Annotated in this window: 10 protein-coding genes and 7 pseudogenes; 7 read left to right on the forward strand and 10 right to left on the reverse strand. The window is 68.0% G+C overall.

The features are described from left to right. Positions 1 to 124: 124 nt before the first annotated feature. Positions 125 to 454, reverse strand: a complete 330-nt coding sequence (locus ACGFNN_RS34955) for a hypothetical protein (RefSeq protein WP_393561955.1) — start codon at positions 452 to 454, stop codon at positions 125 to 127. 73 nt (positions 455 to 527) lie between these two features. Continuing rightward, a pseudogene (locus ACGFNN_RS34960) lies at positions 528 to 929 on the reverse strand (transposase); the annotation flags it as partial. On the opposite strand from ACGFNN_RS34960, the pseudogene ACGFNN_RS34965 reads away from it, so the two are divergent. The 4 genes and pseudogenes from ACGFNN_RS34965 to ACGFNN_RS34980 all read left to right on the forward strand — a co-directional run. Further along, a pseudogene (locus ACGFNN_RS34965) lies at positions 928 to 1,123 on the forward strand (class I SAM-dependent methyltransferase); the annotation flags it as partial. The pseudogenes ACGFNN_RS34960 and ACGFNN_RS34965 sit on opposite strands and share 2 nt — an antisense overlap. 82 nt (positions 1,124 to 1,205) lie before the next feature. After that, positions 1,206 to 1,826: a hypothetical protein gene (locus ACGFNN_RS34970; RefSeq protein WP_393561956.1), complete on the forward strand. Its 621-nt coding sequence runs from the start codon at positions 1,206 to 1,208 to the stop codon at positions 1,824 to 1,826. Between the two features lie 78 nt (positions 1,827 to 1,904). Beyond that, a pseudogene (locus ACGFNN_RS34975) lies at positions 1,905 to 2,197 on the forward strand (IS5/IS1182 family transposase); the annotation flags it as partial. A gap of 1,480 nt (positions 2,198 to 3,677) precedes the next feature. After that, a pseudogene (locus tag ACGFNN_RS34980) lies at positions 3,678 to 3,819 on the forward strand (transposase); the annotation flags it as partial. 166 nt (positions 3,820 to 3,985) lie between these two features. Here the strand turns inward: ACGFNN_RS34980 and ACGFNN_RS34985 are convergent. The 3 genes and pseudogenes from ACGFNN_RS34985 to ACGFNN_RS34995 form a co-directional block, all read right to left on the reverse strand. After that, positions 3,986 to 4,462 (reverse strand): hypothetical protein, encoded by a 477-nt coding sequence (locus ACGFNN_RS34985; RefSeq protein ID WP_393561964.1) that lies wholly within the window; start codon positions 4,460 to 4,462, stop codon positions 3,986 to 3,988. A gap of 82 nt (positions 4,463 to 4,544) precedes the next feature. After that, positions 4,545 to 5,482: pseudogene (locus tag ACGFNN_RS34990) on the reverse strand (aminoglycoside phosphotransferase family protein); the annotation flags it as partial. A 110-nt stretch (positions 5,483 to 5,592) separates the two neighbouring features. After that, on the reverse strand, positions 5,593 to 6,408 hold the full coding sequence (locus ACGFNN_RS34995) for a helix-turn-helix domain-containing protein (RefSeq protein ID WP_393561957.1): 816 nt from the start codon (positions 6,406 to 6,408) through the stop codon (positions 5,593 to 5,595). 181 nt (positions 6,409 to 6,589) lie between these two features. On the opposite strand from ACGFNN_RS34995, the gene ACGFNN_RS35000 reads away from it, so the two are divergent. Next, positions 6,590 to 6,901, forward strand: a complete 312-nt coding sequence (locus ACGFNN_RS35000; RefSeq protein WP_393561958.1) for a GNAT family N-acetyltransferase — start codon at positions 6,590 to 6,592, stop codon at positions 6,899 to 6,901. A gap of 161 nt (positions 6,902 to 7,062) precedes the next feature. Here ACGFNN_RS35000 and ACGFNN_RS35005 read toward each other — a convergent pair whose 3' ends face one another. Continuing rightward, positions 7,063 to 7,407 (reverse strand): SCO0607 family lipoprotein, encoded by a 345-nt coding sequence (locus ACGFNN_RS35005; RefSeq protein ID WP_393561962.1) that lies wholly within the window; start codon positions 7,405 to 7,407, stop codon positions 7,063 to 7,065. Between the two features lie 221 nt (positions 7,408 to 7,628). After that, positions 7,629 to 8,282 carry a Type 1 glutamine amidotransferase-like domain-containing protein gene (locus tag ACGFNN_RS35010; protein WP_393561959.1) on the reverse strand — a complete coding sequence of 218 codons (654 nt, stop codon included), beginning with the start codon at positions 8,280 to 8,282 and terminating at the stop codon, positions 7,629 to 7,631. Between the two features lie 166 nt (positions 8,283 to 8,448). Between ACGFNN_RS35010 and ACGFNN_RS35015 the strand changes: the two genes are divergently transcribed. Then, on the forward strand, positions 8,449 to 9,216 hold the full coding sequence (locus ACGFNN_RS35015) for a class I SAM-dependent methyltransferase (protein WP_393561960.1): 768 nt from the start codon (positions 8,449 to 8,451) through the stop codon (positions 9,214 to 9,216). Positions 9,217 to 9,364: 148 nt separating this feature from the next. Here ACGFNN_RS35015 and ACGFNN_RS35020 read toward each other — a convergent pair. Then, positions 9,365 to 9,628: pseudogene (locus ACGFNN_RS35020) on the reverse strand (transposase family protein); the annotation flags it as partial. A gap of 101 nt (positions 9,629 to 9,729) precedes the next feature. Here ACGFNN_RS35020 and ACGFNN_RS35025 point away from each other — a divergent pair. After that, the gene (locus tag ACGFNN_RS35025; protein WP_393561963.1) at positions 9,730 to 10,248 is read left to right on the forward strand and encodes a pyridoxamine 5'-phosphate oxidase family protein; all 519 of its coding nucleotides are present in this window, start codon (positions 9,730 to 9,732) and stop codon (positions 10,246 to 10,248) included. A 31-nt stretch (positions 10,249 to 10,279) separates the two neighbouring features. Here the strand turns inward: ACGFNN_RS35025 and ACGFNN_RS35030 are convergent. After that, a pseudogene (locus ACGFNN_RS35030) lies at positions 10,280 to 10,447 on the reverse strand (ATP-binding protein); the annotation flags it as partial. A gap of 134 nt (positions 10,448 to 10,581) precedes the next feature. After that, positions 10,582 to 13,269, reverse strand: coding sequence for a Helicase associated domain protein (locus tag ACGFNN_RS35035; protein WP_393561961.1), 2,688 nt, complete (start codon positions 13,267 to 13,269; stop codon positions 10,582 to 10,584). Between the last annotated feature and the right edge of the window lie 98 nt (positions 13,270 to 13,367).

Below are 13,367 nucleotides of genomic sequence, written 5' to 3' on the forward strand. Positions count from 1 at the left end.
ACGGTGGGACACGAAGACCTCCGTGTGGTGCAGTCCTAGACAGCTCCACCACACCGGAGGTCTTCGCCTTTGATCAAGACCCCCGCGTCAACAACGCTCGTGATCAATACACCTAGGGCGTGTTTTAGAAGTTGCTGGTGTGCTGGGTAGGCCGTCCGGGAAAGTCGCGGGTGGCCATCCAGATGGTGAGGTCGCGGGCGATCCGATCGATGCTGGTCTCGGTGATGACGTCGTGTTCGCGGCGGGTGGTGTCGCGTCGGACGACCTCGTAGCCGCCTTCGTCCAGGACCGCGACGGAGGTGAACCAGGCCGGGTCGTCCTCGTCGGGCTGGATGACGACGAAGGTGTTGTCCGAGGTGTTGAGGTCGTCGATCAGCATGAACAGTGCGTCCTCGGACGGGTCCTCGATGTGGTCGCCGCTCTCACTCTCTGCCCGGTAGTACGCAGCCCCCATCGCCCCTGTTTCCCCTCTATCCGCCGACCTGACTGCGGTCAGAATGACATGCGGGACCGACACTTCCGGCAGGTCACAGCCATTCGTTGATCGCGGCGACGAGGACGGTCGCTTCGAATCGGACCGCGAGCTTGTCGAAGCGGGTGGCCACCGCCCGGTTTCGCTTCAGCCGGTTGATGCCGCACTCGACCGCGTGCCGGGCTTTGTAGTCCTCACGGTCGAAGGCCGGAGGCCGCCCGCCAGACATACCCCGGCGCTTACGGTTGCCGGCCTGATCGGCAGGTTCCGGAATCGTGCAACGGATCCCGCGCCGACGCAGATACGCACGGTTCGCGCGCGACGAGTAGGCCTTGTCACCACGCACCCGCATCGGACGAACCCGGGGCCGGCCAAGTCCCAGGCGAGGCACCCGGATCGCCTCCAGCACGGCCGCGAAATGCGGGCTGTCTCCTCGCTGACCGGCTGTGACCAGCAGCGGTCCGTACGACCTGGTCGTCGACTCAGGGTGTTTCCACCACCTGCCGCCCCACCGCCGGGGTCAGCTACCTGGCCCTTCTCGACCGCGTCCTGGCGCCCGGCGGCCATCTCGCGCTCACCACCTTCGCCACCGACGAGCAGGGCATGGGATCAGATCTCGCCGACGCGGACCTCTACCGCCAGCGGGATCTCACTGCGCTGGATCTTCTCCGACCGCAACTCATCATCGACAGTTTTACTTGTCGCTAAAGATTGCGACAGGTAAGCTTGTCGCATGAACGATGTGATCCCGACCCCTGACAGGGACGACGAGGACTTCTGGACCACCGTGATGACTCTGGTGGAGCCCGCCTGGTGCGAGCCCACCGAGGGCGACTCGTTCGCCATGGACGACAAGGTGCTGGAGGCGGTCCGGGCGCTGGCCGAGGGGATCTCGACCCGTGCTCTCGCCTATCGCGCCGCCGACAAGTCCTTCGACCCCGCGCTCATGGCCGCTCCCGATGTGCAGCTGGCCATGCTGAGGTCGTTGTACGAAGCCAAACTGTCCGTCGACCGACTGGCCGAGAGCGCTGCTACCGTCGCCGGCCGCAGCGGAGTCAACTATGCACAGCTGGGGGCGGCCTGGGGCGGCATCAAGCGCCAGTCGGCCCGCCTCAAGTGGCCGCACGCAGTGGCCAAGAAGGCTGCCGGAACGTCGGTCCCGCTTCAGTACGCCGGTGGCGCCGCCGTCATCCACCATGACCCGGATGCCGACGCCTGGTGGTTCACGGCCACCGCCGCGGACCAGCGGGAGAAGGAGTCCGAGGCCGTCCATGCCTCCTCCGCCGAGGCCATTGCCGGGGCGACCGAGTTTCTCTTGTCGCACGCCCTTCCCGCCCGGCAGACGCAGGCCTGACCCCGCTGCGGCAACCACGCGAAGCGCGGGAGCAGGTTGCCTGAGCCGACCTCTGAACTGGCCCTACGACTGTCAGACCTGGCCGCCCAGGGCTTCAAGAACCAGGTCGTCACGCACGGCACCGGCCTGGGCATCGACATCGAGATCGTCGCACGCAACCCGCATGCCAAGGTGTTCGTGCAGCAGCCGAAGAGGCGGAGGGTCGAGCAGAGCTACGGGATCCTGATACTGCATCGGCGCCTGGTCCGCGACTACGAGCGCCGCCCCTCTCCGTCTCCCGGGTCCACTGGACGATGCCCCGCGTCATGACCCGACGCCTCACCGGCGCGAACGCCCCCACCTGGCGCATGGAGCGGGCGGTGGCAGCGTGAACATCCAGCCCCTGCTTGTCGCCTGGACCTCCAGGAAGACGCCGCCCGGGCCCTGGCGGACGAGCTCCGCACACAGATCGACGACCCGCAGAGCGGGTTGCGGGAGGCCGAGACGCACCTGAAGCACCTCGCGATCACCCGCAAGACCGTCATCGGCCTCGCGGACTGGCTTCCGGCCGTCGTGCCGGGCCTGCCGGGCACCCGGACTACCCCCGCATCCTCGCCGCCTTCAACCAAGCGACCGGGCCGCTACGGGCCGAGGACGTCTGCGAAGCCCTCGGCCACGAACTGCTGCCGAAGAACGTCGAGGGCACCCGCGCCAAGCTGAAACGCCTGGTCGAACTCGGCACCCTCACCGAGGCCGGCACCGGCAGCTTCGTGAGAAAGCCGTAGCCGGAGACCTATGTCCCGCAATCGCCGGCCACAATCTGGCGTGCGTACTGGTCCTCCGGGCCGATGTTCGCAACTATCTTCTGAGCTTCTTGTATCCGACCCGTCTCACACATCAGTCGGACAAGGACGTACAGGGCGTCACAATCGCCGTCTTCGGCGCGGCCACACAGTGCCGCCTCCATACCCCGCTCTCGAAGCGATCTGTTAAGTCTTCGACGTGCGTGGTCATCTGTGAGGGCGCGCTCCGTAAGCTCTGAAATCCGTTCCGCTCGGACCAGCAGATCCATGTGCCACAGGTGGTTGTTGTGCATGTCTGGGTCGTGGGAGGAGCATTCGGCGTGAGTGCTCACCAGCGCGATCGCCTCGTCCCAATCTCGAAGTTGTTCCGCCGCCCGAGCTCGCTCCAACCAGTCCACAGGACGAGTATCGCCTGTGGCCCCACCGGACAGCGCCTTTCGAAGTAACCGCAGATGAGCGCCCTGCAAGACAAGAAAGTGTCACATGCACACGAACCGCCCTCTCAGGGATCATTTGTCAGACACGGCCTGTCCGATGTGTCCGTCTCTTCCGCGCACTGATCATGGCTGTCGTTACCGCGGCGACAAGGGTGCCGTTGTGGACCGGTCGGCCGTGCACGGCCCGAGACACGCCGATGCTGGCCCCGCTCGGCAGGCTGACGGTACCGGGCCTGCTCAGCTGCAGGGGAGGAACCTGCGGGGCCGGCGCGCCGGGCACCACCGCAGGTGCCCTCTGGAGGCATCGAAGTAGGTCACCGGGAGCGGCTACGGGGCGGTGGTGTGCCTCGTTCAGGTCTCTTCCCCGCCCCGGAGAGGCCCGTCACCAGCCGCACGCGCTGTTCGCCCGTCGGCTCCGGTTCGCTGCCGTGCGGCCAGGAGACGTCGGGGCCTGGGAGAGGCCCGCAGCTCCTTGATGAACCGTGCCTACAGAGCGGGCAGTTCACTGGCATCAAAGGCTCGCCCAAGGGCCCCACCACTCGCGTACTGGACGCGGGCAGCCAGCTTCCACGCCGGCGTCTGCGCCCGCAGGGACGAACGGGCCCGGGCGGCCTGCTCGGCCACGGCCGTTCCTGCCGGTCGACAACGGGCGTTTTGGCGTGTGGCGGGATCACCGGCAGGTGATCAACGGGAGTTCTGTACCGAGTGGGGACCGGGGCGCAGTGGCGTGATCCGCCCGAAAGGTACAGGCCGTGGAAGACCGTTCACTGTCGTGCGTACCAGCAAATGCGGCTGGCGCCCGCATTTGCCCCGCTGCCAGCCCCGGCTCCAAAGGAACGCGTTCATGCATGCCTTCCCACTGGCTTGCGGCCCGGCCGCGAAGGAGCATAAAGGCTCAGAGGTGAGTGCTTCTTGCCGGGACGCGGACGCCAAACGGTCATCAGTGGTGCTGGTCGTTGGGTACTGCGTTGGGATTGGTCTCAAGCCAGTCGTTCAGCTCATGTGCCGGTCCGAGCATGGGTGGGAGACGTGCCTTCCCGCTAAGTTTCGCAGCTGTGGTGAACCCCTTCTCCAGTTTGGTGAACACACGTATCGGTTTGTCGTAGGTGCCTTCTGGCGCTCCTGACTCCTGCATCAGTTCCGTGAGCAGCCGTGCGTCGTTGAAGAGATTCACCAATTCCGGCCCGCAGTCTGTGGAACAGCCGACCGAGGTCAGTTCCTGAAAGTCCTCTTGGAACATGCGCGCCGCGTCCTGCATGGTCGCACTCCGCCAGGATACGGTGGGACTTGGACTCGGAGGCGTTTCTTTCTTGGTGGCGGCCGTGTCCGTCTCTTCCGCGCAGCCGCTCATGGCTGCCATCGCGGCGGCGACAAGCAGAACTCCTGCCGCAGCCTTCCCCCACCTGTATATCCCCATGCCGGGGATCATGCCATGGTGTCCGCGTCCCGTAAGGACGCCAGGTCCTCAGGCGGGCCCGATGCCGGGCAGACCCCGGACGCTCGGTGAGTAGTTGTGCAAGGTGGTCGGCGAACTGGGTGAGCCAGTCCAGATCGGGACCGCTGCGGGTGAACGGAAGCCGTGGCGGCGGCCCCAGAACGCGGCTTGAACGGTATGGGGCTGAGCCCATCGCCGGACGCGCTGACGGTCGATTTCCGCTGCCTCGGCGAACACGTCCAAGACCCGATCGGCCGCCGTCGCCAGATTATCCGTCTTCAGAGCGTCAGGGCGCGGGACTTCAGGAGAGTGCCGCAGTCATAGGCAGGGTCTCCGACACACCCCTTGGGGGTCGACGGCCAGCCATGGCTCGCGGCGTGCGCACAGGATGTTGCGGTCATGGAGGTCGCCATGGACGATGCGGTCCGGCTGGGCTCGGCCCAACTCCCGGACGGTCGCCACCGATGCTTCGACCACCCGGGACGGCAAGGCGAGCGGCATCGCCACGGCGTTCCTGCGCAACTGCTGCTCCCACGCGTCGGCCTGGTCGCTCAGCCGGGGCAGTCCGGGCGGTGGGGGGACGGCTGAGCGAGGGTTGGACCGCCCGGCGACCCTCGCCAACGCGTCATCTTCCTCGACTTCCGCCGGGGTCCGACGACTCAACCCGGGGTCCGACGGCTCAAGCCGCTCCGGCAGCATCGCGAAATGCGCGTCGGCACGCTCGTGCGGCAACACGGCACCCTGCCCGCCCCAGGCGGCGAACGGGTCCGGCTCGTGGATGTTCCCAGGATGTACGGCACCTTCAGCGCCGTGTTCTCTGCGGCGCGCCGTACGGGAACGATGACGCCCACGCTCCCATGCGTGACCTCACCATCCAGTACACACCCGCAGCGCCCCATCAACTCCTCCACGATCCCGGGCAGCCGGCCGAGCCACGCCGCCCCGTCCTCCCCTTCGCGGGCCGACGGTGCTGCGCACGAACTCCTCCGGCATCACGATCATTCCGGCACCATGCGCGCCGGATCACTGCAGAAAGGGAGCTGGGAGCCGCCGCTGCCCGGCCCGTCCCGGCACTTCGGTCTGGCCGTGCGCGTGCGGCTGGAAGTAGGCTGTCACGTAATGCCGTTGTCGAGTCCGGCGATGATTCTGATGTCCGCTTCCGGCATGTTCAGGGTCTCGGCGATCAGGCGGGCATGTGGAAGATCCGGGTTGCGCCCGCGGCGGAGCATGCGGACGGTGGACATCGACAGTCCGGTGGCCCTGGCCATGTCCCTGACCGAGATTCCGCGTAGGTCCATCAGGCCGGTGAGCATCCGTGCGAACGGATGCGGCTCCGGCTGTCCGGCAGGGGCAACGGCCGGGCCGATGACCATGTCACCGATATGGGCTTGGAAGCGGATCAGCCGGTCGCCCGTGAACCCGACTTTCGCGACGAGCGGTAGGCTCTCGCCGTTGCCTGAGGCGACCGTTCCCGGGATCGACACCTCGGTGAACCTGACGGCGGGATCGCAGCGGTGATCCCCGGTCTCGTTGGGGAGTCCCGGCTGGACACGGTCGACTCTCCACTCCCGGTTCCACCACGGAAGGTCCTGCAGTACCTCGTTGAAGAAGGGCGGCAGGACGGCCATGGCCACCGGGTCCGGAGGATTTTTCTGACCAACCCAGATGGTGTGGGGCCAGTACCTGAGTGCTGCGATCACCTCCGCGGTCAGCACGCGGTCGGCAGTCTCCACGGTCACACTCCTCCAGTCGGCGGATGATTCTCCCCATGACCAGGAACGTCGTCCGACGCGGCGCCAGACAGAGGGGCTGTCCTTGTGCCGTCGCCCTCGGGAGGATCCGGGCCCGTGGACGTCTGGCTGGATACCGAACGCTTGAGGCTGCGTCAGCTCATCTTCGGGGATGCTGGCTTGCTGGTCGAGCCGCACGACGACACGGAGACCCTGAGGTGATGCACTGCCTTCCTCCGACGAGGTGCGGACATCCGCGGCAGAGATGCGCGGGCGCGTGATGCCGCACGATCGTCGCACAGCACCGGCTGTGGCAGGGGGAGCTCGGCCTTGTTTGCTGTGCGTGAGAGGGATGGCGGCGCGTTCATCGGGTGGATGGATGCCACTACGATCCGTCGACGGGCCTTGTGAGGAAGCCGAGTTGGGCTTCCGGCTGAGCAGGGCTGCCTGGGGCAGGGGGGAAGCCGGCGAGGGCTCGCTCGAGTTGCAGCGCAAGGGCTTCACCGAGCTCGGAATACGCTCGGCCTGGGCCGACACGATGACCGTGAACAGCCGATCCCGTCGTGTCATGGAGAAGGCCGGGCTGACCTTGACAGGCGAGATCTCGGTGCCGGACAGCATTTGCTTCGGTGGCGCGGACCGTGGGGGAGTGCGTTGCGGGATCATCCGGGAGCAGTGCCGGCAGCGCTGACCCGGAGCCCGGAGATTCCCGACGAGACAGGCCGGGTGTGGTTCCTGGATGTGAGGAAAACCCACACCCGGTGGTGTTCTGACGGCTTGTGGGAGATGTCTGGACGGGGCCGCGCCGGGGGCGGCCCGTCACTGAGATGTCGCCGGACCGCCCGCGTGCTGTCAGCCTCCGGCCGGAGCGTCCACGATGTGCCCTTCGCGGTCGAGCGTGTGCGTGTCCCAGTAAACGTCCCACTTGTCGTCGACCTGCTGCGGGACTTTTCCCTTCGGGTACCGCACGTACCCGGCCGGGGGTTCCTCGTCGTCCTGCACACAGGCGGAGCCGGTACCGCCCACGGACATCACGGGATACTCGCCGCCGCCGCAGACGGCCTCGCGGTACTCGAACCCGCCGCATCCGGTGAGCGCCAGCGCGGCGGCCCCGCTCGCGAGAGACAGAAGGATCAGGCGCGTTCCTCGGGCCCGGAGGGGGGTGGCGGCTCGGTTCGTCCTGCGGGGCAGGTGCATCATCGTCTCCAGTGGCTCGCTCGGTCCTGTGCCGTCCACTGTGACCACCGGGCCGTTGCCGCGGAGTGAGCATCCGTACTCAACAACGTGTGCGCCGGTACCCAAAGCGCTTTCGGCTCCCGCGCTTTCGGTTCCGGCAGTGCACCTGTCGGCACACCCGGCGGGCCACCACCAGAAAAGGGCCAGCTCCCCGGTGACCGGTGTGTGGTTTGTGGTGCCGTTCAGTGGACGCTTGTGCCTTGGTCGTCGATCACGATGGCCTGGCCGTCGCGCAGGGGCTGATGGGCGATGCCCTGGGTGCGGTAGCGATCCGCGACAAGTCCGAGAATCTCGGTCTCGGGATGTCCGGGTGAGCCGATGTGGGGTACGACGACGTAGTCGAGGAGAGCCAGCCCGTCCCAGCGGGCTTGGTCGCCGTAGGCTGCGTGTACCGCCTTCGGGTCGTCGCACTGTTCCAGTCCGTGCAGGTCGGGAGCCAGGACACATGCGCCCGCGCTGTACCCGGCGTAGACGATGGCGTTCCGCCGCACCAATTCGACGAGAACCTTGTCGGCACCGCTGCGGGCGAGGGCTTGGCGCAGGACGAATACGTTGCCGCCGCGCACCCAGACCAGCTGGAAACGGGAGAGGGCGGCCGCGACGCGGTCTGCGGGATGATCGAAGAACGCGCGTAGGTCGACAACGACGGGCCGCAGCCCGAGTTCCTCCAGAGCGGCCAGTTCGCGCTCCACGGCGGTTCCGCGCTCGTGGTCCGGCAGGGCGTCGATCGCGTTGACGATCACCGCCGCGTTCACCGTGGAGGCCGGCTGGGCCACAAGCGCGAGCATCCGGTCCGGGTGGTCGCCTGTTCGGAAGGAGGAGAGATACATCCGCATCCAGGGACGGTAGTGCGGCAACGTGTCAGGGAGCCAGTAGCCGGCCGTCGCTGCGGTGAGCGTGGGCTCCGTAGTCCGTGAGGATGGTCGCGCTGACCACCGATGCGTCCGGTTCCGTCGGATGCGGCCGGTTCCGTCGGTTGATCGGTCCCGGTAGCCTTCGGCCATGCGTGAGGCATCGGTGGCGCGCTTCTACGACGAACTGGCCGACGACTACCACCTGATCTACTCGGACTGGGACACCGGGATCCGCCTGCAGGGGGACGCCCTCGACGCCCTTATCGGTCAGGATCGCGTCGAGGTGCTCGACTGCTCCTGCGGCATCGGCACGCAGGCGATCGGTCTGGCCCTGCAGGGGCACCGTGTCACCGGTACCGATCTCAGCCGCCGTGCGGTCGCCCGCGCCGCCGGCGAGGCTGCCCGCCGGGGCCTGAGCCTGCGTACGGCGGCTGCGGACATGCGATGCCTTCCGTTTCCCGATGGCCGGTTCGATGTCGTGGTCTGCGCCGACAACTCGCTGCCCCACCTGCTGACGGAGCAGGACGTGTGCGCCGCCTTGGCTGCGATGCGCCGTGTACTGCGTACCGGCGGCCTGTTGCTGGTCAGCACACGCCACTACGACGACGTGCTTCGGGACCGTCCCGTTTCGGCGTCTCCGCAGGTCCACCGGAGCGGCGACGCGGGCGAACGGGCCGTCACCTTCCAGTTGTGGCACTGGCACGACGATGGTGAGCACTACGACTTGGAGCACTTCCAGCTCATTGCGCAGGGCGGACAATGGCGTGTTCAGGTCCGCCGAGCCGCCTACTGGGCTCTCGGGCAGGACCGGTTGGCCGGCCTTGCCGCAGAGGCGGGATTCGTCGACGTCCGGTGGCGGATGCCGCAGGAGACAGGTTTCTTCCAGCCGTTGCTCGTGGCCCGTTCCGGCAGGTGAGTGGTGTCTGCTCCAACTGGTCGTCGAGGGCGAGACCTACCGCGGCGAGAGTCGACCGCAACCGCTCGGTCCACCGGCTGTGCCGCCGGGTCAGTCCTGGCAGTTGCGCAGCGAACGTCCGCCGAGCACAGGACGACTGCTGACAGAAGAACCGTCGGACTCGCAGTCGGAGGAGCACCAGACGTCCCCCACTCGGCACGTCTGCAGGAAACCGCAGGTAAGAGCTGTGCACCCGGGTTGACTCGCTCCCACAGTCCGGGCATGCCGCCCCGTCCGTCGTACTGCACAGGTCGATGCGTATCGCCTCGTGACTCACGTTCAGCGACAGGACCGACACGTCCGCGATGGACGGTAGCAGCAGGCCCTCAAGGCGGGGCGACGTCTCTTCCACGCGCTGCACTGTCGACCACACCAAGATCGGCCCCGGTCATTTTCAGGCAACTTCCCAGGGCCTGATCGGAGCACCCGAAGGTGCAGCAGACCCCCTCGGGGTCGGGCGTGGGATACTTGATCATGCCTGTGACTAATCCGTGGCTGGCCGGCCCGTCACCGAAGCAGCGGCTCGATCGCGAGCGGCTGGAAGAGCGCATACTCAATCTGTTCTCATCACAGAACATGTGTGTGATCGCGACGGTGGGACCGGAGGGGCCGCTCGCGACGCCGGTGCGGTACTTCCACCTCGACTTCGTGGTGATGTTCTCCACGTCCGCTGGTTCGCCGAAGATGAGGAATCTCGCCGCGGATCCCAGGGTGTCGGTGGGGATCTTCGCTCCGCTGGTCGGACAGGCCAGCAGCCGAGGTGCCCAGCTCTTCGGCCAGGCCCGCGTCCTGTCCGAGGCTGACGCGGATTTCGAGCACTACTGGCCGGCCTTCCGCTGGCAGTCCGACCACGTCGAACGGTCGTGTTCTCTCGACGAACCGCAGTCGGGACCGCTCGTCGTGATCGAAGCCGAGCGGATCGTCTATACCGAGCACTGGCTGCGGCGCGAGGGGTTCGCGCCGCGTCAGTTCTGGACCCGAGCGGACACGTAGTCGGGGTCTCCCTCGGCGGCTGTCGTGGTGATCAGCTGGCCTGGGCGGGTTCCTCGGCTCGTGCTCGGGTGCCGGCAAGGCGGCAGGAGTCGGTGCCGGTCTCGATGATGGTGCCGTTGAAGGTGAGGCGGTCGACGATGGCCGCGCAGAGACGGGGGCCGGTGAACGTCTTGGTCCAGCCGCCGAACGACTCGTTCGTCAGTGGAGCCCCGGGGAGCGTGGTTGCCGCATACACCGGGACGGTGCTTTTGGGCCTGCCTCCCGCGTGAGACCGCAACCCGAAGTCACCAGGGTGGGCCGCAAGAGAGAAGTCTTGCGGCCCACCCCGCTGTACTACGCCGCCGCCCAGTCGAGTCCGAGTGCGGCGAGTGCGGCGAGTTTGTCTGCGGTGAGCTTGGCCCGCCTGGTCTTGCTGTTGGTCAGGAACACACCGAGTTTCACCGCGTGCTCTTCGCCGTCGACGACCACGGTTTCGACGTGGGCCCGGGGCACGGTCACGCTCCCGGTGCGGGCCCGGTACTGCTCCAGCGCGAGGATCCCACGCTCGAACGCCCCGGCCGACGCTGCCGGCTTCATCTTCGGTGCTGCGGGCAGCGGGACCAACTCGAGGGCCTCCAGCCGCGTCTGCTGCTCGGGCAGCAGCCCCTCCCACGTGGTGTGTTCGCGTTGCCGGTTGATCCAGGCGCCGACGTCGCAGCCGTAGACGGTCACGCCCGGCAGCACGTTGGTGAGCCCGCCTTCCTCTGCCAGGAGGGTGCGGGTGGTGGCGTAGTGGCGTTGCCACTCGACGGACCACCGGGGGTTCCAGTCAGGGTCGATCGCCTCCAGGGCCCGGCGGCGTTCGTCGGCGCGTTGGGGGTCGGTGCCGAGGCCGCCGGGGCGACGGAGGTTGGCGAGCCACTGGCCGACGGCCACCCCTTCGGCCACGGCGTCTCGTGGGGCGGCGAGGGTGCCGTGCACCGTGTGGTACTGCCGGGCCGCGGTGAGGGTGCGCCAGAATCCGGCGTCTGCGACGGACCAGACCATGCCCGTCTCGTTGAGGAGGTCTGTCCGCCACGTCTTGAGGGTCCCGGCTGCGAAGGCGCGGCGCTGCTCGCTGACCCAGCTCCCCAGTTTGTAGGTGTCGCCGTCGTCGCCGAGTTCGATGGTGGTGTCGTTGGGGACCTGGGCGTGTCCGTGCTCGCGGGCCCAGGTGCGCAGGGCGTGGTATCCGGTGAGCCAGATCTCGGTGTCGGGCCGCAGGACGCGGGTGCGCAGGAACAGGGCGACGCTTTCGGGGTCGCGGGGGAGGGAGAACCGCAGCAGCGGTGTGGTGACGGGGATGATGCCGGGGGCCGTTCCGGTCTCTGTGCCGTCCTGGTCCTCGTCCTTCCCGTCCCTCTGCTTGTCGTCGCTCTGCTTGTCGTCTCCGGTGCCGGCCGGCGTGCGCTCACGCTCGTCGACCTGGCCGTCGTCCTTGCCGTGCTGCTCGTCGTCCTGGTCGCCGTGGGTGCCGGCCGGGGTCGGCTGCTGGGGGTCGAGGGCGAGGACGGAGGTGATCTGTCCTCGTGCGGTGGTGGTGGGCAGGACCATGCGTTCGATGACCCGGTCGTCGTGTGCTCGCAGGCCCTGGAGGATCGCTACCAGGCCGCGGTAGCTGGAGGAGGCCGTCATGTCGCCGGGGTCCTCGCCGGGCTCCAGGAAGACGGGCACGATGATGCGGCTGATCTTGCCGTCGCCGGGTTCCTGGCGCAGGGCCCGCCCGATGATCTGGACGATCTCGACCGGCGAGGAGCGGGTGTCGGCGAAGACGACGGCCTGTACTCCGCGTTCGCCCCGGATGTCGACTCCCTCGCCGAGGACCCGGCAGGACGCCAGGAACGACATCTCGGTGACCCATCCTTCGGCGTCCAGGCCGTCGGCGTAGCGGGTGAGGACGTCGCGGCGGTGGGTGGCGGGGTGTTCGCCGCAGAGCCACTCGGAGCCCACCCGCTTGGGGTAGGCGGCGGGGTCGGTGTGGTGGAGGCGGGCGGCGGTCTCGGGCATCGCCCGGGCGAAGCTCATCGCGTCCAGTGTCCGGGAGTGGAACGTCATGTAGGAGCGGACGCCTGACTCGTCGGCGTGCTTGAGGAGGGCTGCCTGGAGGGCGGCGAGCCGCCGGCCCCGCCGCTCCTCGTCGGTGGCCTGCCCGCTGAGTGGTGAGGGGTCGCGGATCTCCAGTACGTCGACCTCGAACCGCGCCAGAATCCCGCGCTCGACGCTTTCCATGAGGCCGGTTTCGTGGAGGACCGGACCGTACAGGGTGGTGTCGTCCATCGAGGCGACGAGCCGCCTGCCCGGCACTTCCCCGCCCGGCACTTCCCTGCCCGGCACGCCGGCCTCGGCTGTGCCGGGGCCGTTCCTGCGGGGGCCTGCTTCCCACAGGCGCGGGGTCGCGGTCATGTAGAGGCGCCGGGCGGCGGGGATGCGGCCTTGGTGGTGGACGGACGCCCACGCCTTCGAGCCGTCGCCCGATGTCCTGTGCGCCTCGTCGACCACCAGGAGGTCGAAAGGGCTCATGGTCTGGCCGTAGGAGCCGCGCAGCGCCTGTTCCAGCACGCCGAGGGTCTCGCTTCCGGTGTCGTTGTCCTGGTCGTCGAAGAGGCCCTGCGAGGCCAGGCTCGCGTACGTCGCGAACACCAGCATCGGGCCCGAGTCGGCCCACAGGGCGAGCTGCGTCGGGTTGGTCGTGCACCGCGCCCCGAGCGCTTCCAGCAGCGGGTCGGCTCCGAGCGAGCAGACGGCGACGGCCGGGCCGTTGTGCCCCACCCGGCGCCACGCCTCGATCGTCTGCGTCAGCAGATCCAGGGTGGGGACCAGGACGCCGATCACCCCGTCCGGGCACAGCCGCAGCGCGGCGACGGCCGCGGTGACGGTCTTGCCGGTTCCGGTGGCCATGTGGACCTGCCCGCGCAGCCCGCCCACAGGCATGGTCCCGTCCGCAGGCAGGGACAGCCCGCGCACAACGGCGTCCACGGCTTCGACCTGATGCGGCCGCAGCATGATTGTGAAGTGCCGTTGCGATGCCAGCGCAGTGGTGTCATTACAGAGCCAGCGTCAGGTTGATGGCTTCGACCCTGTGACCTGTGCCTCTGTAGTTG

The sequence above is a fragment of the Streptomyces sp. NPDC048590 genome, assembly GCF_043199535.1.
In the GTDB taxonomy this organism is placed as follows: Bacteria; Actinomycetota; Actinomycetes; order Streptomycetales; family Streptomycetaceae; genus Streptomyces.

Coding starts and splice junctions, on each gene's coding strand:
- ACGFNN_RS34955 (WP_393561955.1), bottom strand. CDS start 454: ATGGGGGCTGCGTACTACCGGGCAGAGAGTGAGAGCGGCGACCACATC.
- ACGFNN_RS34970 (WP_393561956.1), top strand. CDS start 1,206: ATGAACGATGTGATCCCGACCCCTGACAGGGACGACGAGGACTTCTGG.
- ACGFNN_RS34985 (WP_393561964.1), bottom strand. CDS start 4,462: ATGGGGATATACAGGTGGGGGAAGGCTGCGGCAGGAGTTCTGCTTGTC.
- ACGFNN_RS35000 (WP_393561958.1), top strand. CDS start 6,590: ATGCCACTACGATCCGTCGACGGGCCTTGTGAGGAAGCCGAGTTGGGC.
- ACGFNN_RS35005 (WP_393561962.1), bottom strand. CDS start 7,407: ATGCACCTGCCCCGCAGGACGAACCGAGCCGCCACCCCCCTCCGGGCC.
- ACGFNN_RS35010 (WP_393561959.1), bottom strand. CDS start 8,282: ATGCGGATGTATCTCTCCTCCTTCCGAACAGGCGACCACCCGGACCGG.
- ACGFNN_RS35015 (WP_393561960.1), top strand. CDS start 8,449: ATGCGTGAGGCATCGGTGGCGCGCTTCTACGACGAACTGGCCGACGAC.
- ACGFNN_RS35025 (WP_393561963.1), top strand. CDS start 9,730: ATGCCTGTGACTAATCCGTGGCTGGCCGGCCCGTCACCGAAGCAGCGG.
- ACGFNN_RS35035 (WP_393561961.1), bottom strand. CDS start 13,269: ATGCTGCGGCCGCATCAGGTCGAAGCCGTGGACGCCGTTGTGCGCGGG.